Genomic DNA, 21,714 nt, shown 5'->3' on the forward strand with positions numbered 1-21,714 from the left:
TTTTTCGTTAAGGTAAAAGTACCAACCCAAATCAGTACTTAACCATGACCAACAAAAACATTTCTTTGTTTGCTATTGCATGCATTCTTGTGGCAAATTTTTCCTATTCCAACCAGTGTGATAATTTCTATGCCAAGGTCACCTATAGCCTAAGCCATACCAAAAAAGCATTGGGCGCCACCAATTTTGAGCATCAAATGTATTATGCCGAAAGAGCGCTTACCGCTTTGGAAAAATCCGAAAGTTTTATGGCCGATTGTGGGTGTGAAAAATCCACGGACAAGAGATTGGATGCCATGGAAGCACTGAATAAGGCCATAGAACCTGTTGATTGGGATGCGGGGCGTTATTTTTCCAAGAAATCCATGGGGCTCATCAACGAACTCATAACGATTTTGGACGAATGTACACTGGGCATAACCCCAGAGATTGTTGTAGAAGACAGCGCCGATACCACTTTGGAACACGAAGCTTATGCCGAACCTGATGAAAGCGAAGCTTCGATGGAGCAGGAAATGATTAAGGTTTTTAACAAACATGCCACCGATAAGCTCCAGGCCACCGAAAAAGCAGTTTCCCAATTGGTACAGTTTTCCAAAACCATACAACAAAGCACTTCGGAAAATACGGAAGACCCCAATACGTTGGGACATCATCAAAAAACGTATCTGGAAAATGCCAGAAAACTACTTCTTGATGCGTTGGAAGAATTGGAATCAGAAAATTAAATCAGTTAGTTGGCTTTAACGAATCAACTTTTTGTATTTGATACGCTTTGGCATGATATCCGCACCCAAACGTTTCTTTTTGTTCTCTTCATAATCTGAGAAGGAACCTTCGAAGAAATACACCTGGGAGTCTCCTTCAAATGCAAGGATATGGGTACAGATCCTATCAAGGAACCATCGGTCGTGGGATATGATTACCGCGCAACCCGCAAAGTTTTCAAGTCCTTCCTCCAAAGCCCGGAGGGTATTCACATCCAAATCGTTGGTAGGCTCATCCAGTAACAGCACATTGCCCTCTTCCTTAAGCGTCATCGCCAGATGAAGGCGGTTGCGCTCCCCACCTGATAACATATTTACCTTCTTGTTCTGCTCACTTCCTGAAAAGTTGAACCGACTCAAATAGGCTCGGGAATTTACTTGCTTCCCTCCCATCATGACCAACTCTTGGCCATCGCTAAAATTTTCCCAGATGGTCTTATTGGGGTCGATATCGGAATGACTTTGATCCACGTAGGCCAGTTTAGCTGTATCTCCTACTTCAAATTCACCTTTATCGGCCATTTCCTCCCCCATGATCATTCTAAAAATGGTGGTCTTACCCGCACCATTCGGGCCAATAATACCCACGATTCCAGCTTGCGGAAGATTGAAGTTCAGGTCTTCATATAGCAATTTATCACCATAGGCCTTACTTACACCCTTGGCCTCAATAACGTTGGTTCCCAATCGTGGCCCGTTGGGAATATAGATTTCCAGTTTTTCTTCAAGCTGTTTTTGATCTTGACTTAAAAGTTTGTCATAGTTCTTTAAACGGGCCTTTTGTTTGGTCTGCCTACCCTTCGCCCCTTGACGCACCCATTCCAACTCGCGCTCCAAGGTCTTTTGTCGTTTTGAAGCTTGTTTGCTCTCTTGTGCCAAGCGCTTGGCTTTTTGATCTAACCAACCCGAATAGTTTCCCTTCCAGGGAATCCCCTCTCCTCTGTCCAATTCCAAAATCCATCCAGCCACATTATCCAAAAAGTAGCGATCGTGGGTCACGGCTATTACCGTTCCCTTGTATTGTGCCAAGTGATGTTCCAACCAATGTACGGACTCAGCGTCCAAGTGGTTGGTAGGTTCATCCAATAGTAGTACATCGGGCTCTTGCAGCAATAATCTGCACAAGGCCACCCGTCTTCTCTCCCCCCCGGAAAGTACCCCGATTTTTTTGTCAGGTTCCGGTGTTCGAAGGGCATCCATGGCAATCTCCAACTTGGTATCCAGCTCCCAAGCGTTGGAAGCATCAATTTTATCTTGTAGGGCCGCTTGCTTGTCCATGAGTTTTTGCATTTTATCTGCATCTTCATAGACTTCAGGAAGGCCAAACATATCATTGATCTTGTTGTACTCGTCCAAAATGGCCACTGTTTCGGCAACACCCTCCTTCACTACTTCCAAAACCGTCTTCTCCTCGTCCAATTGTGGTTCTTGTTCCAAATAGCCAACCGTATATCCAGGGGAAAAAACCACATCGCCTTGGTAGTTTTTATCAACCCCAGCAATGATTTTCAACAAAGTGGACTTTCCGGAACCATTGAGTCCCAAGATTCCAATCTTGGCCCCGTAGAAAAAGCTTAGGTATATATTTTTAAGTACCGGCGTATTGGCCGATTTAAAGGTCTTGGTAACCCCGGACATTGAAAAAATGACCTTCTTATCGTCTGACATAAGGTAGTTGTTTAGTTATGTAAAATGGAAATTAAACCCGGCCTTTTAACGCGTTAAAGACCCAAGCAATGGCAAAGAATCCAATGCCAACAGAGGCAAAGCCATACCCTGCCACTTCATCATATTTAAAAGCCCCAAGTGCGATCATTCCCAGCCCTACAAGAATCATAATCCAAGTAGCCCAGGCCAGCACCGTATTTTTGTTCATTCCCATATCATTCGTTCAGTAGAAAATCAAATATCGTAAAAAATGAAGGAATCCAAAATGACCAGATCAGGATTATCGCTCAAATGGGAAGGTAATACCCGCTTTTTGTCGAATTTCATCCATGAGCGAGACCAAATCCATGCTGTTTTGGTGGGACCATAACGGACTCTCCAACAGCTGATTGTGCAAACAGTCATGCACATGTTCTATCTCATAAACAAATCCGTTGCCCCGAATAGGAAGATTTACTACCTCAGTAGTTCCATCCACTTCGCTGGTATAACCCGATGCCTCATGCCACCTTGGATGCAGATATAAGCTTCCCTTACTTCCCGAAATTTCAGCCTCCATCTTGGAATTACTGCTTATTCCACTATACAAGACCGCGTGTGCTTTGGTATACTTGAAAATCATAGAAGTCTGTATTTCGGTCCCGTTGGGATGAAAACTCGAAAAGGCTTCAATTACATCGGGCATCCCCAAAAGTACATAGGCCAAAAAAATGGGATAAATACCAATATCCAACAAAGAACCGGATGCCAAGTTAAGGTTGAGCACCCGAGAATCCTCTTCACGATCCAAACCATAAAACGCGAAATCGGCATGTAGATAGCCCAATTCCCCAATTTGCCCTTCATCCACCAATTGTATTGCCTTCAAAATGGAAGGATTGAAACGGGACCAAAGCCCCTCCATAAAAAACACCTGGTTTTGCTTGGCCACTTCAATCATTTCGATCACCTCTCCTCGGTTGATTCCCACCGGTTTTTCGCAGAGCACACCCAATCCATGTTCCATGGCCTTAATGGACAGCTCCTTATGAAAATTATGGGGTGTAGCTATGTATACAATATCTACAGTTTTGGAAGCGAAAAGCGCCTCGTAGCTATCAAAGACATGTTTTGCACCAAACTCCTTGGCAAAGGTCTCAGCCTTATCCTTGCTTCTGGATGCCACAGCGGTTACTTCGGCATCATCAACAAGCAATAAATCGGAGGTAAATTTTCTGGCAATATTCCCGGGGCCAATAATGCCCCATCTGATCTTTGGTTTCATAGAGATCAAAAGTAATGATTATAACTCCTTATCTTTAGCAGGAAGATGAAATAGCACCAAAACTATGGATATAGACTTCAATAAAAACGAAGACCACAATAAGCTCAAACTTTCCGAACTCCGCACCAAATTGGCCCAAGTTAAACTTGGAGGTGGCAAAAAACGAATTGAAAAACACCACGCCAAAGGCAAAATGACCGCCCGTGAACGCATAGATCTTTTGTTGGATGATGGTAGGGAATCCATTGAGATTGGTGCATTTGCCGGAGAGGGCATGTACGAAGAACATGGCGGATGCCCAAGTGCTGGGGTGGTGGTTAAAATAGGATATATCCAAGATAAACAATGTGTGGTTGTTGCCAACGACGCTACCGTTAAGGCCGGAGCATGGTTTCCAATAACCGGAAAAAAGAATCTAAGGGCCCAAGAAATTGCGATTGAGAACAAGTTGCCCATTATTTATCTGGTGGACAGTGCTGGGGTGTATTTGCCCATGCAGGACGAAATATTTCCGGACAAGGAACACTTTGGACGCATTTTCCGAAACAATGCCATAATGAGCAGTATGGGTATCACCCAAATCGCCGCGGTAATGGGAAGTTGTGTGGCAGGTGGCGCCTATTTACCCATCATGAGTGATGAAGCACTCATAGTGGACAAAACGGGAAGCATTTTTTTGGCTGGGAGCTATTTGGTGAAAGCAGCCATTGGGGAAAGTATTGACAATGAGACCCTCGGGGGTGCTACCACCCATTCCGAAATTAGTGGTGTTACGGATTACAAGGCAAAGGACGATAAGGACGCCCTGAACAAAATCCGGAATATCGTGGGTAAAATTGGAAGCTTCGAAAAAGCGGGTTACAACCGAATTGAGGCCAAAACTCCCCAAGAAAATCCAGAGGACATTTTTGGAATCCTACCCCGCTCTAGAAGCGACCAATATAATATGCTTGAAATTATCAAACGCTTGGTAGACAATTCCGAGTTTGAACAATATAAGGAAGGATATGGGAAAACCCTTTTGACCGGGTACGCTCGAATTGATGGCTGGGCGGTGGGTATTGTTGCCAATCAAAGAAAGGTGGTAAAAACCAAAAAGGGGGAGATGCAATTCGGTGGAGTAATTTATTCAGATTCCGCAGACAAGGCCACGCGCTTTATTGCCAATTGCAATCAAAAAAAAATACCTCTGGTATTCCTACAAGACGTTACCGGATTTATGGTTGGAAGTAAAAGTGAACATGGAGGAATCATTAAGGATGGCGCCAAGATGGTCAATGCGGTGAGTAATTCCGTGGTTCCCAAATTTACAGTGGTCATTGGCAACAGTTATGGTGCTGGCAACTATGCCATGTGCGGTAAAGCCTATGACCCCAGGTTGATTGTGGCTTGGCCCAGCGCCGAATTGGCGGTAATGAGTGGAAATTCTGCGGCTAAAGTGCTGTTACAGATTGAAAAGGCCTCTTTAGAGAAAAGCGGGGAAACCCTGGGTGCGCAAAAGGAAAAAGCACTTTTCGACAAAATCAAAAAACGCTACGACAACCAAATCTCTCCCTATTATGCAGCTGCACGATTGTGGACCGATGCCGTTATAAATCCCCTGGAAACCAGAAAATGGATCTCCATGGGTATTGAGGCAGCAGACCATAGTCCTTCCGATAAAAAATTCAATATGGGCGTATTGCAAGTATGATCAATCCACGGAAAACTTGGCCAGTTGCTGTTCCTCCCCGTGTTCCTGAAGCCGCACTAAGAATTCCTCGCTGCTTTGATTGCTCTTTCCAAAATTATATTGAACAGTACAAGTAAGAAAAGTGGGGATTTTATTCCCTGATGTCCTATTTCCGAGGTAGGTAACATTCAGTATCCAATCCCCTACGGTTTCCGGACCTACGATTTCAAACTGTTCACTACTGAATCCATGTTGAATCTCGTCCCGAATTCTTTTTCTGTCACTGCCAATGGTATGTTCCCAGTTGAAAAACCGTTTTTGGGGATTCACAAACTGAACCACAAACTCAGTATCGGGATTGCTCCACTCCAAGACCAATCGGGCATTATACGTAAGGTTGTTCCGATAGCCAGCGGGTACCTTTGCAAGGTCCAACTGTGCGCGTTGTTGATTTGCCAAGTTTCGTAAATCAGCGCCGACCAATTTTTCCAAGCTCAAGAAATTTAATTCGGGATTCGCGGAACCATCCAAAATTCCAGCATAAAGATGTGATGCCAATTGAAAGTTCCCAGCTCTACTGTTAGCAGTAGCAACATCGAGATACGACTGAATTTTATTTGGGAAATCTTCCGCCAATTTGTTTGCTCCCAATAAGGCCAATTTGTGATTTCCCGATTCCACTGCTTTTAAATACAACCCCCTCAACTCTTCATAGCTAGCTGTCTCTTTTTCCAAACTATTGGACAAAATACGGTTGCCCAAATCTGGGTTGGATGCATAAAAGAAGGAGGCTACGTCCACCAAATACTCAGGGTAATCCTCGTAGCGTTTCCTTTGGGTGAGATAGATATCGTAGGCTTCTTGCACATTTTTTCCTTTTTTTAGCTCTTTAAGATATGGAGTCACCAAGGCTTTGTTGTTCACCTTTAGCTTTCCATCATAAACGTTGTTGGTCAAACGGGCAAGATCCTTTTTCTCTCCCCTGGGACCATCAACCGTTGCTGTTTTCGTGGTTATCAAAAGTACGCCATTGGCTCCCATGCTGCCATAACGATTGGTTGCCGCCAATCCCTTTAAAACTGTGATTTCCGCGATGTTCCGGGGGTCTATAAAGCTGGTTCCTGCAACTTTTCCTGTTGCTGAATTGGAGCGCTCCGTGGGAACCCCATCAATCACGATTAAACTGTAGTTGTTGCCCAATATGGAATTGCTGGGACGCATTTTGGTCTGGCTTAAATCTTCATTCTGACCCAGACTAACCCCAGAGAACTTCCCTTGTATTGCCCTATTGCCGGTGGTGGCAGCATCTGGAATATTTTCCGAATCGATGGACTGGACCGCATATCCGACTTTATCCTTATTTTCCTTTCCGTATGCCGTGATGATTTCTTCCGGGGCCTCGTTGACCTCCTCGGTGACTACTACCTCTTTGAGTTGTATTCCACCATCATCAAAAGCAAATTGCAGGTTTTTTTCCTCACCCAGCACCAATTCCTTGATACTGGTCCCAATAGTTATTACAAGGGTGCTGCCTTTGGCCGCATTGATCTTAAACCCACCTTGATCATCAGTTTTCACCTTATTGGTGGGATCCTCCTTCACGAAAACATCTATTGCGGGCATACCCCTTTCACCGTAATATACCGTTCCAGAGTACTCTCCGGGATCATCTCCTGCTATCCCAACCGTTTCTTTTTCCGCCAGGTTGATCAAGTTGCCATTGTTTATAATGGTCAATAGGTTAAGGCTGGCCCTATCAAAATCCGTTTTACTGTTGACAATGAATACTTCTCCCCCAAAATTTGGGGTGGCCGCACCGGCATTCTGGATCCCATCTGTAAACATAAGCACCACTCCCTCTTCTACATAACTATCCAACGATTCATAGGATGTAGCCCCGTCATAGTTAAAATCCTTTAGTTTCTTCTTTATTTCTGCCCAATCTGAGTTGCGTACACTAAACTGATTTTGGGAAATTAGGGTGTTGCTGAAGGACAAAACTTTTACTTCTGCATTTTGAATGGTCTTGAAATAGGTATCCAAAAAGTAGAATTCCTTATCCAAATCCCTGTGTTGCATTGAATGGGAAACATCCCAACAAATGGTCACTTTCTTCTGTTCCTGTGCTGTTATTCCCAAACTGGAACAAAAACACAGTACTGCCACAAAAATGTGTCTAAGGTTCATATGATGGATTCGATTATTAGTTAAGGGCAAACAATTGCTGGTTTACATTCCGAGCCCTGAGCTTAAAAACTTTGATTTCCTTTGTTTGGTTCGCGGTATTGAAATTGTGGTACACGGTGGTTTTTAAATAAGCAGGTGTCAATTGTTTGTTTCCCAAATATTTGATGTTGACTTTCCAAGTGCCATTTAAGGGTTTGTAAATCAGATATTCCTCACTGGAAAACCCAATTTGTTTTTCCTCTGTAATGCGGGAAGGATCAGCATCGAGGGAATGCGCCCAAGTAAAGTACTGCCCGTTGGGATCCACAAACTGAATTTCAAATTCCGCTTCCCCATCGTTCCACTCGAATACCAATCTGGTTCCATCAAAATCATCGGATTTTTCCAAACTCCGGGTAGCGCCTTTGGGCAATTTTTCACCATTCAGCACCAACAAATTTTTAAAGTCCTTGTCCATTACGGATTCAAATTCGTCCGATTCGCCCAAAATGGATTCACCAATGAGGTAATTGTATCGGGCATATAGGGCGGCTGATTTTTCAATTTCCCCAATATTCTTGTAGCTATAAGCCAGATTCTTGTACGATTGTACGTAATCAGGTCTCAACTGAAACACTTTTATATATACGCGGTGGGCCTCTTGATTCAACCCTTGGGCTTCCAATTTGTAGGCCAATGCCTTAAGGACGGCTGGATTGGAAGCAAAGCGTTTTTCCAAGGTCTTTACAATCCGGATGGCATGTTTCATATCACCTTTTAGCTCAGAGAAGTGGGTAAAGCAATCCAGATAAAAATAGGGGGAGCTAGCATAGCGTTTCTCCATCTCGGCGTATACTGTCCGTGCCTCCTTTTGATCTTTAGCCTTAGCAATTTTCTCCAAATAAATGGGCGTTTCCAAGCTTGATTCCAACACTACATCCTTTTCTACAAAATAATTGTCCCTTAACAACGCCTGATCAAGTGGTGGCTTTTCTTCAGGTTCCTTTGGACTGAAATTCCCTGTTTTTGTATTTATAATGACCACGCCCCCAGCTCCAAGTGAGCCATATTTTCCAAGTCCGGCTAGCGATTCCAAAACTGCTATCCGTTCAATATCGGATGTGTGGATAAAGGTGGGCGCCACTGTAGTGAGTACGCCGTCAATTTCAAAAATTGCGGGCACGGGTTTTGGATGCCTAAGTGCCCTGGGCAAATATAAAATTGGGGCCGTTAGGTCGCTAGGTCTCCCTTGTTTTGTTAGCTGGGTCAAAGACCCTTGGGCCGCAATTCGGAAGGCACTGGGTCTGAATACATAGGAAGCAGGAATCCATGATTCCAGGGCATCGACAAAATCCTGTCCCGCCGGACTAAGATCGTCCCCGTCCACAACCTTTAGGGAATGCCCCAAACTCTCCTTATCCAAGATGCCAAAAGAGGTCTTTATAAGATTTTTGTTGGTGTTGTATTCTTTAAAAAGTTCGTTTTGGGACTTTTTCCTCCGTTTCGTAACCACTACCTCATCCAATTCCTCTACCCAACTTTTAAGGGTCACATTGAGATTTCGTGTGATGTCTTCGACCACTATCTCCACTGTTTTTTTTCCTTGATGGCTAAAAACCAACATCTCTCCTTCATATACCTCAATTTGATATTTTCCTTCCCCGTCTGTTAAGGTGTTGGTATCTGTTCCCTTTATTTTAATATTGACATTGGCCAGGGGAGCTTTGCCATCACTGACCGAACCGCGAACCTGCTTGGTTTGACCCCATGAGCATGGAGCAAATGCCATCAAGAGGACTAGTACGTAAATTTTTGAGTTGAACATTGGACTTGAATTTTATGATTGATGCTATACAAATTACCAAATTTTCAGCTGCCAAGAAACTCCAATTGATAAATGCCCCTGTTGATGTTATGAATTGTTCATATGATCTGAGCAATAAACCTGTTATTTTCCCTGATGTTCCTTTGTCCTAGGAATTAAAAGCAATTCGGTTTGCCTTCCATTAACGTATCGAAATCCATCGTCCCCAAAGAACCCCGCTTCCTCCAGCATAATGCGTATATCCCTTTTCCATTCCGGGATATGCACCGTGGTGTTCAGCTCAATGGCATACACCGTATTTGGATTCAATGGATAGTTGTCTCCGTCGTCCTTCATCACTCCGCCTTGCGCATCCCACATTCCAATGGTGGTCCCGGCGGAATGCCCATAGGAACCCAAAGGATGGGTATATATTGCGGGGCGAAGCCCTGTTGCTTTTGCATCTCCGAGGGCCTTGGCCAAAATTTCATTCCCAGTGCGTCCCGCGACCATGTTTTGAGTAAGGAAATCCTGCACCCGATTGCCATCATAAAGGGCATTGATCAAGAAGGAAGGTGCAGTGGTTTCGTTCGGTTTTAAAACATAGGCCAATTCCTGGCAATCGGTGTTTAACCGCAAATAGGTTATTCCAAAATCACAGTGCAAGAGGTCTCCAGGCTGAATAACAAGGTCGTCCGGTCGCCCGGAAAACGAATAGAGATGGCTAACCAACTCTTCGCTTGTGCGCTGTACATCCACGGTTGGGTGAAACCAAGTTTCCAGACCCAATTCCGTCACTTTTTGGCGCATCCACCACTCCACTTCGGTGGTCGTTGTAATTCCGGGGGTAATCACTTTTTCGGAAAACGCTTCAGCAATGATGTCATGGGTTATATCAACCAATTGATTGTAGATCACCATCTCCCTTGGAGAGCGGGTCTCGATCCACCGAACTGCCAATTGCTCCGCAGACTGCACCCGGGCATGGTACTTTTTGGGTAGAATGGCCATAAATCCGTCATAATCCGTTTTGTCCAACCCATCGGCAATATTATGGTCCTTGGAAAAATTAAGTCCAATGGTTTTTGGGTTTCGCTCCTCGATAAGTTGCTGAAGCCGTTTCCATTGATCAGGTTCCTTTTCTTTGTCCCAGGCAGATGTTATGCTTTTGCCCACATTGTATCGGGCCACGGCCAATCGTTCTGTGGTATCCTTTTCCTTATCCCTATAAAAGAGTAAAATGGTACGTCTTCGTGCATTTAGCCAGGTAGCAGGCAGCATGGTTTTTAGAACCGGGTCCTCATTGTATTCCCGTGAAATAAGAATCCACATATCAATGCCGGTATCATCCATAAGTTGGGGCAGCAAACTGGTAAACCGTTCTTCAAGGATTTCATCTACTACTCTTGCCCGTTCTTGTTCTGGTAGGATTTGTTGGGAATTCAGGATCAAGGGTAAAAGAAAAAGAGGAAAAAGGTTAACGATGAAGGTGAGTTTTCGCATGTTGGAAATATTTCCCTTAAAATACACCATTTCAAAAACATAAAAAAAGTGCCCGAAGGCACTTTTCTACATACTGTCGGAATAGGATTTCACCAAACGGATAAACTCCGCCCTATACCCTTCCGAATCATTTTCCAGTCCTTTGTTTGCCAACTGGACCACATCCTCCAAGGAACTTTGATTTGTAAATTGGGATTTTCTTAAATGCAGCCCAAATAATGCCACCGCTGCCGAAAAATTGAAATCAGCAGTCATTTCCGTAGGTGTGTTTTCCAATATTTGATTGATTTCCGTACTCACATCCCCATCTGGTTTTTTGTATCTAAATTTCACGGTTAGGAGCTCATTGGATACCGTGTCCACCACTTCTTTGGTATACTTTAAATCGTGCACAGGCTTTAGAAAAGTACTCTCCGAACCTGTTGGAACAATCTCATACAAAGCCGTTACCGTGTGTCCGCTCCCCAACTCTCCGGCATCTTTGGTATCGTCAATAAAATCCTCATCGGCCAATAGCCTGTTTTCGTATCCAATCAATCGGTATCCCTTTACAACGGTAGGATTAAATTCAACTTGGATTTTTACATCCTTGGCAATGGTGTATAGTGTTCCACCGAACTCCTTGCCAAAAACCTTTTGGGCCTCTTGCATGGTATCTATATAAGCATGGTTGCCATTGCCTTTGTCGGCCAGTTTTTCCATTTTAGAATCCTTGTAATTTCCCATACCAAAGCCCAATACGGATAGGAACACCCCCGTTTTTCTTTTTTCTTCTATAAGTTTTACCATGTCTTTATCACTGGATGGCCCTACATTGAAATCACCATCGGTAGCCAAGATGACCCGGTTATTGCCATTCTTGATAAAGTTTTTTTGTGCCAATTTATAGGCCAACTTGATTCCGGCTCCTCCAGCTGTAGATCCACCCGCTTCCAGATTTTCAATGGCATTTCTGATTTTCTCTTTTTGATTGCCGCGTGTTGGGGGTAAAACCTCTCCAGCCGCTCCGGCATAAACCACGATGGAAACCTTGTCTTTCTCCCGCAGTTGGTTTACCAACAACTTGAAAGCAGACTTTAAGAGCGGAAGTTTATTTTGGCTTGACATGGAACCGGAGACATCAATTAAAAAAGTAAGGTTCGAAGGGGGCAGTTCGTCATTTGTATAGGATTTGCCCTGAAGCCCTATCCGTACCAATTGGGTTCCAGAATTCCACGGGGTTTGCGTTACTTCGGTGGTAATAGAAAAAGGATGCTCCTTGGGTTGGGGGTAATCGTAGGTAAAATAGTTGACCATTTCCTCAATCTTGACGGCATCTACCGGAATCTGCTGCCCATTATTGATCATGCGTCTAACATTGCTATAGGATGCTTTGTCCACATCAATGGAAAATGTGGAAAGTGGATTCAAGGCTACATGCTCAAACTGATTCTCATGGATTTGGGCATATTTCTCGTCATTTTCCACCTGGTAGTTCCCTTTTTTTGTGGTGATGACCACACAACCATTTTTAGCCGAAGAACCAAAGAGTTTTCTTGCCTTGGCTCCTTTGTACACATTCACTTTATCAATGTCTTTTGAATTGATTTGGGAAACTACAGGGATGTTCTCCTTTCGGATAGGTACACCATCCACAATATAGAGTGGGTCCTTGGCACTTCGCAGAGAACTCATCCCCCTGATAACAATACGTGGCTGATTCTGGATTTTACCAGATGATTTGGTAATGTTTACACCGGCTGCGCTTCCGCTTAGGGCTTGGGAAATGGAATTGTGATAATCCTTTCTTTTTTGCCTTGCAATTTGGGCCGGGGAAGGTGCAATGCTTTGCACAGCGAATGATAAGGACTTCTGCACTCTTCTAGCGCCATAAGCTGTAACGACAACCTCATCCAACGCTTGAAAATCTTCTTCGAGCATAACATTGATGGTTGTGGATGATCCTACAGTCATGCTTTTGGTGACAAAGCCCAAATAGGAAAATACTAGTGTTTGGCCTTGATTTGCCTCAATGGAGTAATTACCGTCAAAATCGGTTTGGACAGTAATTTTGGTTCCCTTTACCATAACATTTGCTCCTGGTAAGGGCAGATTTTCAGAATCGGTTACAACACCAGTGATGGTTTTGGCACTTATTCCAAAACTGCACAGCAATGCTATGACCAGAATAGTAGTTTGATTTTTCATAATTGACACAGTTTTTAGGATTTGTTCCAAACCTAGTGTCAATTACTATAGCGGGAAATCGGGAATGAGTCAACTTACCTAAAACAAAAGGGAATACCCTTCTTGAATTAGTTTGCTTGGGCAAATAATTTATTTGGGTGACCGTGCTTTTAAAAACGAAAGATGGGCTGAAATCCCTCATCCGTCAATTCAAAACCCGCTTTCGTCAATTGGCACCTCATAGATACACGATAGATTCCTTCCTTAGTTTCCAAAATTTGATGATCATGAATTTATCCAGAAAAATTTATCCCTTTCTAGTTATATTGATTCTTATTGCAATCCAAGCTTGTAAAAAAGATAGCACTGAAAATCCGATTCCTGTAAATGAACCCGCACCAGAAATTACTTCCTTTACTCCTGATTCCGGAACCGAAGGAACTGAAGTTACCATCGTCGGTAAAAACTTTGGTTCTACCATTGCAAAAAATGAGGTGCGCTTCGGCAATAGCATCGCGGAAATTACATCAGCCAGTACAGTTCAACTTGTCGTGAATGTCCCTGAAAATGCCACCACCGCCGCCATTAAAGTTACCGTCGCAGGGCAAAGTGGCAGTAGTGCAACAAATTTTACCGTAAAAGGCTCACCCGCAATCACATCTTTCACTCCCAATTATGGAGGAGTGGGCAAGGAAATTGTCATTGATGGGGAAAACTTTGGTGCTACATTAGCTGACAACGAGGTTTTCTTTGGGAATACTATTGCTCCAATTGCAAATGCCAATGAGGAACAACTTATCGTCAACATTCCCGAAGGTGCCACATCTGGGCCTATTAAGGTAATTACAGGAGGACTTACTGCGACTTCCCAATCCGATTTTACAGTTGTCCCACCGCCCTTGTTGTCCAATCTTTCCCAATGGGCAGGAAAACCTGGGGACGAAATCACCATTACCGGGGAACATTTTGGGACTATCATGGAAGATATTACCGTTATCTTCCATAACGGTATTGATGCAGAAGTGATCCTAGTCGATGACATGGAATTAACAGTAACTGTGCCCGATGAGGCAGCAACGGGAATCATTTCCGTAATGGTGGACGGACAAAGTGTTTCAACAACCGAAGATTTTATGGTATTCCCTTCAGGTTTTGAAGAACAATTGGCCAAGGTGTTGGCAAACGATGGTGCGGCTTTTGATTCTTTCGGTGTAGACATTGCTATGTTTGGAGACAAAGCCATTGTAGGAGCGCCCAAGGATGATGACAATGGAAGCTCTAGTGGCTCTGCGTACATTTTTGAAAGAAATGGCGAAAACTGGGATTTAATGCAAAAATTGATTGCTGATGATGGTGCCGTTAGTGATAACTTCGGATCATCAGTTGATATCCATGGTGACTATGCCATTGTTGGAGCAACAGGAGGTGATGACAATGGAAGCAACAGCGGTTCCGCATATATATTTGAGAATAACAATAATGGGGTTTGGGTGCAAATTCAAAAGCTAATTGCTAACGATGGCGAAGCCAATGATACTTTTGGACGTTCGGTAGCAATTCATGATCAATTTGCCATTGTCGGAGCAACAGGAGATGATGATAATGGTTCGTCCAGCGGATCTTCGTACATCTATGCAAACAATTTAGGCTCTTGGAGTTTTCAAAGCAAAATAACCGCACCGGATGGTGATATAGGAGATTTATTCGGTAATTCGGTATCAATTTATGGAAACCAAACGATTGTTGGAGCTTCGGGAGATGATAAAAATGGGGACAGTAGTGGTTCTGCTTATATTTTTGTCTACGATGCCGGGACATGGAATCTACATAGAAAACTTATCCCCACTGACGGTACAATCAATCAATCATTTGGTTTTTCTGTGACAATCAATGTCAGCTTTGCAGCTGTGGGTGCTTACAAGGATAACTTTGGTCAGGGAGCGGTCTATCTTTACAAAAAGAGTGATGATTGGGCTCAAGAAGAAAAGTTAATTGCAAGTGATGGTGAGGCCAATGATAATTTTGGACGATCAATAGCGATTGATGGTAACTCCATAGTGGTTGGAGCCTATGGAAATGATTTACAACAAGGATCTACCTATGTATTTCAAAATAATGGAGATTCGTGGATACAAAAAAAATTAACAGCCGTGGATGGCGCAGAAGATGATCGGTTTGGATATTCAGTGGCCATATACGGAAATTATATTGGCATAGGATCAAATAAAGATGATGACAACGGTCAGGATAGCGGTTCTGTTTACTTTTATTAGATAGAGAAACTGGAGCAAAAACAAGTTGACAATTAAAAGCGTTGCGCCCAAGTGTAGCGCTTTTTTATTTACTTCTTGTACTGGTTTTCAACGTTTCCAAACGGTCTACCTTTCCGCTAGCAGTTTCCTTAAAAGATGACAAAAAGAAGATGTCTTTAGGTACTTCATACTTGTCCAAATCCTTTAGCGATTTTATTTGTTGAAGCAATTCGGAGCTGTCCGTTTCTTCCCCTTCGATTACCAAAACAAGCTTTTGACCCAGTGTTTCATCGGGGATTCCGACTACAAAAAAGCGGGCGGCTACTAAAGGAGCTATTTTCTGTTCTATTTGCTCAGGGATAAGCTTTACTCCCCCAGAATTAATAACAGAATCAAATCTACCCAACCACTGGAATTCCGTTTCACTGTGGAGTACCACGATGTCATTTGTGACTACTGGCTTATCGGAGATTTTGGGGGCGTCAACAACCAGGCAGCCCCGGTTGTCTTTGGAAAAAGTGATGTTGGGGAGGGCGGTGAAATTGGATTGTTGGACGGCTCGATTATTAGATTGTTCGACTATTGGATTATTGGAATTCTCAATTTTGAGTTTTGAATTTTGCATTGACTTTACGGCAACATGGGTTATGGTTTCCGTCATACCATAGGTCTCATAGCATTGGGTGGAAACGGCTTGTAATTTTTCCCGCAAACCAGAAGAAACTGGAGCACCTCCAATAATCAATGTCTTTACCTGAGGTAATTGATTCAGGGATTTTTCCACTTGCAGTGGCACCATTGCAGTAAAGTCATAGATCTTTTGTGTTCCGGACAATGGCAATGACGAGGCTTCCACATAATCCAGGGCTAATCCCAAGACCATAGCCCTTACCAACATCATTTTACCTGCAATTCCGGTACACGGCAAACACAGTAAGGCCTTGTCTCCGGGTTGAAGATTAAAATACTCCCCCGATGCAAGAGCAGAGTTGATCATGTGCTCCTTTTTCAGGAGAATTGCTTTTGGAGCTCCGGTCGATCCAGATGTCCGAACCATGACAGTTGCAGTCTGCATCCCCCACTCCACCAAAAAATCCCCAAGGGATTGCTCAAAGGGGTCACCTTCCTTGACAAGGCTATAGCCTACCTCCAGCAATTCATCAAAACCATAATGAATGCCATTGAGGTTAAAGTTTGGATGAATATTATGCCATTGGGGATGCTGCATCGTTCGAAGCTACAAATTCTTCCTTACTAAGCACGCGACCAAACAGTTTGTCCTTCCAATTGGTCCATTTGTACTTTTTTCCGAAAAGCAACAACAACAGTGGGAAAACCACAAAAATCGGAATCAAAACGTCCCAACCCATGGCTGGCTCCGAAACATCCTTGTAAATGGAATGGGTCTGGAAAGCGGTCCAATCAGCAGTGACCAACAAGGCAGTGATCAGATTATTGGCGGCATGGAAGCCCAAGGCGAGCTCCAGGCCTTCATCCATCAAGGTCAAGATTCCCAAAAAGAATCCCGTGCCTATATAGTAGATCATAATACCCATTCCCAGTTTTTCCACTTCGGGATTGGCAATGTGCATCACCCCAAACAAAACCGACGTTACCACCAAAGGTATCCACCGTCTTCCCGTGGCAATCCCCAGGCCTTGCATCATGTGGCCGCGGAATAGGTATTCCTCAAAACTAGTCTGAAGGGGTATCAGTAGAATTGCTATTACCGCCAAGGAAAGAAATTTTCCCAGATCAAAATTGAGGACATAATCGTCTGGTGATAAATAAATATCCAAACCAGTTATCAAAATAGTAACGCCACCCCATAGACCAAAGGCAAAAAAGATGCGTTTCCAATCTATTTTTTTTCGGGAAGTGGTTAGGGAGGTAATGGATTGTTGGTGAATCAATACCGTCCATAGCAGTACAGTTATCAATCCAACGGCCAAAGGCCCCAATGCGGCAATAAGTACCAGATTGGACCCCCATTGTTCTATAAGCTGTTGCATTGCATCTTCCACACTTATGGGAGAGTTTACGGTAATGATATAATTGAAAGCCATCAAACTTATAAATCCAAGCGGCAAAAACAGATATTTCCAAAGTCCGATATTGCCTTTATATCCCTGAGCTATATACATAAATCATCTATTAAATTCGTATTCCAATTTTTGGTCGACCTGTAAAACAATTTTCCTTCGGAAACCTCCAATGGGCCCTCAAAATTGTTCGTAAACAAGCTGCCTGTTCCCAGCCCCTGAGGCATTTTAAGGTCGAGGGTGCCGGTCCATTGCGCAATGGCATTAAGGCCTATATTGCTTTCCAACGCACTGGTTACCCACCATCCAATCCCATATTTTTCAGCTATCTGAATCCACTCGGTGGAACCGCTATAGCCTCCAACCAAACTGGGTTTTAAGATAATGAATTGTGGTTGTATGGTTTGTAGCAATTGTTCTTTTTCCGTTACAGAAAAAATGCCGATCAGTTCTTCATCCAAGGCGATGGGCAAGGGGGTGTTTTTACAAAGCGAGGCCAACACCTGCCATTGTTTGGGTTTTATGGGTTGTTCTATGGAATGCAATTCATACTGCGCCAAGGTGTTTAATTTTTCCAGAGCCCTATCCGCGGTAAAGGCCCCGTTGGCATCCACCCGAAGCTCTATTTCTTTGGAAGAAAATCTACTTCTTATGGCATCTAAAATCGACAATTCTTGTGCAAAGTCAATCGCACCAATCTTCATTTTGATGCAATTGAAACCAGCCTCCAGTTTTTCCTCCAGTTGGGATAGCATAAAGTTTTCATCGCCCATCCATATTAAACCGTTTATGGGAATGGGGATTTCCTTTGCCAAAAAATCCGATGGGAAAAGCGCAAATGGGTTTTGGGAATTTAGGGACAAAAATGCCTGTTCCAATCCAAATTGGATGGAGGGAAAATCCCAAAGCTGATCTAGAAGTTCAGTTTCGCCCAAATGGATGTGCTCACAAACCCAAGCCAGTTTGTCCTCGTACTCCGGAACATCATCGGCGCTCAGGCCCCTTAATATTCCACACTCTCCAATTCCTTTCTTGGAGCCCTCCTCCAAACAGAGGAACCAAGTCTCCTTTTGGGTCATCACCCCTCGCGAGGTGCCACTTGGTCTTTTAAAGTTCAAAATGTACTTGGTATAGGTCGCTTTCATCGAATGGTTCCAAATTTAACCATATTTAGGATGATGCTTTAGCTAAAGTTGAACCAAAACCTTACTCCTTCGGTGGCTTTGTCAATGTTTAATTTGGATTGCAGTTGGTTTACCAGACGATTCATCAAACGAATCCCCATGGACGAATGGGCCCGCTCGTCGGCGTCTTCGGGTAAGCCCACGCCATTGTCGGTGTATTCAAAATACCCTTGCTCCCCATTTTTGCGAAGATGAATATAGATTTTTCCGTTCTCGTCGTTTTCCGGGAAGGCATATTTAAAGGAATTGGAAACCAATTCATTTAAGATCAAACCAAAAGGAATGGCACGGTCAATATCCAGTTCCGTGCCCTCGGCATCGATGGTAATGCTGATGTTGTGCCCTCCTTTTTTGTACACGGATTGCACGCTATTGATCAGACTTTCGATGTACCCCTGCATTTCGATAACGGACAGGTCATCGTTCTGATATAATTTTTGATGGATCAATGCCATGGCCTTTACTCTACTCTTTCCTTCTTCCAAAGCTTCGATGGCCGACTTGCTTCGGGTATTTTTTGTTTGTAGGCTCAATAAGCTGGAAACCATCTGTAGGTTGTTCTTTACCCTGTGATGGATTTCCTTAAGCAACGAATCCTTTTCGACCAACGCATTTTCGATGATGTGTTTTTGTTCTGCGATCAACCTTTGGTTCTTGATACTCTTTAAATAGGCATAAACAAGTCCAGCAAAGCCAAGTAAGGTGAAAATCAAGGAAATAAAAACCAGGTTTATCCGCTCATCTTTCGCCTTCATTTCGTTTCGGGTTTGTTCGTTGATTCTTTTTTGCTCGTCTATAAGCCGTTGCGAGTTTTCAAGATCTTCGTTGGCCACGATGGTCACCAACTGTTGCTTTATTATGGACGATTGTTTTTGGGAGAGGGAGTCCTTAATGCGTTCATTGCGCTTATAATAAATGGCGGCACTCCTAAAGTTCTCCACCTTGTCGTAAAAGGCAGCCAATAAACTGTTTCGTTTAATGTTCTGTAAAATGCTGATGTTCTCGAAATCGATATCCAAGCTTCGCTTGGCTGCGGCAAACCTTTCCAACTGTAAATTGGCTTCTGCAAGATTCAGGGTGTTTTCGATGACCTCGCTTTTGTGGTTGTTTCTTGATGAAGTGTTTAAGACCTCAATGCTGTTTTCCAAAAGGGGGATTGCTTCCTCGTACTCACTGAGCAAAACATGGCATTTTCCGATGTTCCCTTCAATTTCGGCTTTCAGAAGATCGCTTTCGAACAATTGTTCCTCAGTTTTCTCTTTAGAGATATCATTTAAGAAAACGTCCAAGTAGGCCTTGGCTTTCTTTAACTCGCTCAAGGCAGTGGGCGCAGAATTATCCAAGCGCAGATAGTTGCCCACCTTGCTATGGTATTTGGCCAGTTTGTACGATTCGTTGTCGGCAATCGTAGGCCTTACCTCCATGATATATTGGTTCCGGGCCTTGCGATGCAACCCTAGATTGCTATAAATATCATAAAAGGCAACATTATTGGTATAGCCGAGCTCTCTTTTTTGTTTACGGACTTCGATTTGCTTATCGTACAATTGCAGATTGGCATAATTGTCGTCCAACACCTCCAGCACCGCTTTTCTGGAGCCTGCATCCAAAGAATCCTTGATGCCATATAGTTCCATGGCCAAGGCTACACTTTTATCATATTCCCCCAAATCGTTGTACAACTGGGCCTGCATTACTTGATAAAGTTGACTACCAACCGAATCGTTGATCTTTTGGGCATTGGAGAGGTAGACTTTGACGGTATCCAGCCAATCGTAGGCCGAATTGACGTTGTATCGATTTACTGCATTAAAGAAAACATCAAATCTATTCTGGGGACCATTGGCATTTTCGAATTCTGTTAAAACGCTTACTTCCTCACCTTCAACGGATTGGGCGGATACATTTAACAGCAGTACAAAGAATAAGGCCGAAAATAATAGTTTGAGGTTATGCATCATTAATCTTACGGGTAGTGCTTAGGAAGATTTAAATTTGTACTTTCTGTGTTTTAATGGTTATTCCTTCTCTTAATTAAACAGTGTCCTTTTATTTTAAACGCAGGATTTGAAACAAAATTAAATCCATTCCGAAAGACTTGTTCGGTATTGTTGTGAAAGTGCCCATTTCTGTTGTGAAACGACTCTATGTGTATGCAAATATGCATTTTACCGATGTTTTGTGCATTTCATGGAATCTGCAGGATATTTAAAGGCGGGGCAAACAAAAAAGGTCCTGTCAGTTACGACAAGACCCTTTTACGAGAACACTATATGAAAATGAAAAAATTACTTTTCTGAATTAATAACACTGCTAAAGTAGCTGCATACCCCCACAAGCGAAAACTATTGTTGTGAACCCGTCAAAACTTGTGGTTATTCTTACAAATAAGGGGGTGATACAAAAAAAGTGCCCTAAGGCACTTTTAATTTTTAAATGTATTGTAAGTCTATCAACTGTTCATGGAAGAGATAATAAACTCCTTGAAATCCTTTGAGATTGGGATCAGGTTATTGTTTATCATAATGTCCTTGGAGTTGATGGCATCAATATGGTCCACATTCACGATGTAGGATTTATGTGCCCTATAGAATTTGTTCTTCGGAAGTTTTTCCAGATAATCCTTTAGGGGAGATCGCACCAAAAACTTCTTATCCACGGTGTTGACCTCAAGGTATACATTGTCCGCTTTGATAAATTGGATATCTGTAAACTGAATCCTGTAATACAGATGTTGTTTCTTTACAAAAATCGAATCCTTCAACACGGAGTTTGAGGTAAAAGTGTCACCCTCATTTCCTGCTATCTCCTTACTTTTTTCTTTTCGGGCATAATCGAAATTGGAAAGTGCAATTTCAATAGAAGTGTATAAATCTTGTTGCTCAAATGGCTTTACCAAGTAGCCATCAGGTTTAACCGTCTTCGCATTTTCAACGGTAGCCCTGTCTGAGTTGGAGGTTACAAAAATGAAAGGAATGTTATATACATCTCTTATGTGTTTTCCAAGATCAATCCCTGTTTTATCGGAAGCTAAAATAATATCAATAAGTACCAAGTCCACATGGTTGTTCTTAAGTACTTCCACAGCCTGTTCGTAAACTATTACATTGTCCACAATTTCATACCCAATTTCCTCGAGCATGGATTGCATGTCGTCTGCAATAATTACGTTGTCCTCTACAATCAGTATTTTAATGGGGTGTTCCAAATTGTCAATGTTTAGTGG

At 43.1% G+C, this 21,714-nt stretch carries 15 protein-coding genes; 3 read left to right on the forward strand and 12 right to left on the reverse strand.

The window, feature by feature from the left end:
- The first annotated feature begins 44 nt into the window (after positions 1 to 44).
- Positions 45 to 728 carry a hypothetical protein gene (locus M3P07_RS06465; protein WP_249969079.1) on the forward strand — a complete coding sequence of 228 codons (684 nt, stop codon included), beginning with the start codon at positions 45 to 47 and terminating at the stop codon, positions 726 to 728.
- Between the two features lie 15 nt (positions 729 to 743).
- On the opposite strand, the gene ettA is transcribed toward M3P07_RS06465, so the two are convergent.
- The 3 genes from ettA to M3P07_RS06480 form a co-directional block, all read right to left on the reverse strand.
- Positions 744 to 2,435 (reverse strand): energy-dependent translational throttle protein EttA, encoded by a 1,692-nt coding sequence (ettA, locus tag M3P07_RS06470; protein ID WP_249969080.1) that lies wholly within the window; start codon positions 2,433 to 2,435, stop codon positions 744 to 746.
- A gap of 31 nt (positions 2,436 to 2,466) precedes the next feature.
- A complete protein-coding gene (locus M3P07_RS06475) occupies positions 2,467 to 2,643 on the reverse strand; it encodes a CAL67264 family membrane protein (protein ID WP_202619517.1) in 177 nt (58 codons plus the stop codon).
- A gap of 72 nt (positions 2,644 to 2,715) precedes the next feature.
- The gene (locus M3P07_RS06480) at positions 2,716 to 3,699 is read right to left on the reverse strand and encodes a Gfo/Idh/MocA family protein (protein ID WP_249969081.1); all 984 of its coding nucleotides are present in this window, start codon (positions 3,697 to 3,699) and stop codon (positions 2,716 to 2,718) included.
- Positions 3,700 to 3,763: 64 nt separating this feature from the next.
- Here M3P07_RS06480 and M3P07_RS06485 point away from each other — a divergent pair, with 64 nt between their 5' ends.
- Complete coding sequence (locus M3P07_RS06485; RefSeq protein ID WP_249969082.1) at positions 3,764 to 5,392, forward strand: acyl-CoA carboxylase subunit beta; 1,629 nt, start codon at positions 3,764 to 3,766, stop codon at positions 5,390 to 5,392.
- On the opposite strand, the gene M3P07_RS06490 is transcribed toward M3P07_RS06485, so the two are convergent.
- The 4 genes from M3P07_RS06490 to M3P07_RS06505 form a co-directional block, all read right to left on the reverse strand.
- On the reverse strand, positions 5,393 to 7,558 hold the full coding sequence (locus M3P07_RS06490; protein ID WP_249969083.1) for a TonB-dependent receptor plug domain-containing protein: 2,166 nt from the start codon (positions 7,556 to 7,558) through the stop codon (positions 5,393 to 5,395).
- A gap of 16 nt (positions 7,559 to 7,574) precedes the next feature.
- Entirely contained in the window at positions 7,575 to 9,362 is a 1,788-nt protein-coding gene (locus M3P07_RS06495) for a carboxypeptidase-like regulatory domain-containing protein (protein ID WP_249969084.1), read from the reverse strand.
- 123 nt (positions 9,363 to 9,485) lie between these two features.
- A complete protein-coding gene (locus M3P07_RS06500; protein ID WP_249969085.1) occupies positions 9,486 to 10,844 on the reverse strand; it encodes a M24 family metallopeptidase in 1,359 nt (452 codons plus the stop codon).
- Between the two features lie 66 nt (positions 10,845 to 10,910).
- Positions 10,911 to 13,031 (reverse strand): VWA domain-containing protein, encoded by a 2,121-nt coding sequence (locus M3P07_RS06505; RefSeq protein WP_249969086.1) that lies wholly within the window; start codon positions 13,029 to 13,031, stop codon positions 10,911 to 10,913.
- Between the two features lie 266 nt (positions 13,032 to 13,297).
- Here M3P07_RS06505 and M3P07_RS06510 point away from each other — a divergent pair, with 266 nt between their 5' ends.
- Positions 13,298 to 15,283, forward strand: a complete 1,986-nt coding sequence (locus M3P07_RS06510) for an IPT/TIG domain-containing protein (RefSeq protein WP_249969087.1) — start codon at positions 13,298 to 13,300, stop codon at positions 15,281 to 15,283.
- 64 nt (positions 15,284 to 15,347) lie between these two features.
- On the opposite strand, the gene M3P07_RS06515 is transcribed toward M3P07_RS06510, so the two are convergent.
- The 5 genes from M3P07_RS06515 to M3P07_RS06535 form a co-directional block, all read right to left on the reverse strand.
- On the reverse strand, positions 15,348 to 16,490 hold the full coding sequence (locus M3P07_RS06515; protein WP_249969088.1) for an AMP-binding protein: 1,143 nt from the start codon (positions 16,488 to 16,490) through the stop codon (positions 15,348 to 15,350).
- Positions 16,468 to 17,406 carry a CPBP family intramembrane glutamic endopeptidase gene (locus tag M3P07_RS06520; RefSeq protein ID WP_249969089.1) on the reverse strand — a complete coding sequence of 313 codons (939 nt, stop codon included), beginning with the start codon at positions 17,404 to 17,406 and terminating at the stop codon, positions 16,468 to 16,470. Before M3P07_RS06520 ends, M3P07_RS06515 begins: the two co-directional genes overlap by 23 nt.
- Positions 17,397 to 18,449, reverse strand: a complete 1,053-nt coding sequence (locus M3P07_RS06525) for an o-succinylbenzoate synthase (RefSeq protein WP_249969090.1) — start codon at positions 18,447 to 18,449, stop codon at positions 17,397 to 17,399. Before M3P07_RS06525 ends, M3P07_RS06520 begins: the two co-directional genes overlap by 10 nt.
- 38 nt (positions 18,450 to 18,487) lie before the next feature.
- On the reverse strand, positions 18,488 to 20,449 hold the full coding sequence (locus tag M3P07_RS06530; RefSeq protein WP_249969091.1) for a sensor histidine kinase: 1,962 nt from the start codon (positions 20,447 to 20,449) through the stop codon (positions 18,488 to 18,490).
- 491 nt (positions 20,450 to 20,940) lie between these two features.
- A complete protein-coding gene (locus tag M3P07_RS06535) occupies positions 20,941 to 21,696 on the reverse strand; it encodes a LytR/AlgR family response regulator transcription factor (RefSeq protein WP_249969092.1) in 756 nt (251 codons plus the stop codon).
- Positions 21,697 to 21,714: the final 18 nt, after the last annotated feature.

It is taken from the genome of Flagellimonas myxillae, assembly GCF_023502235.1.
In the GTDB taxonomy this organism is placed as follows: domain Bacteria; phylum Bacteroidota; class Bacteroidia; order Flavobacteriales; family Flavobacteriaceae; genus Flagellimonas; species Flagellimonas myxillae.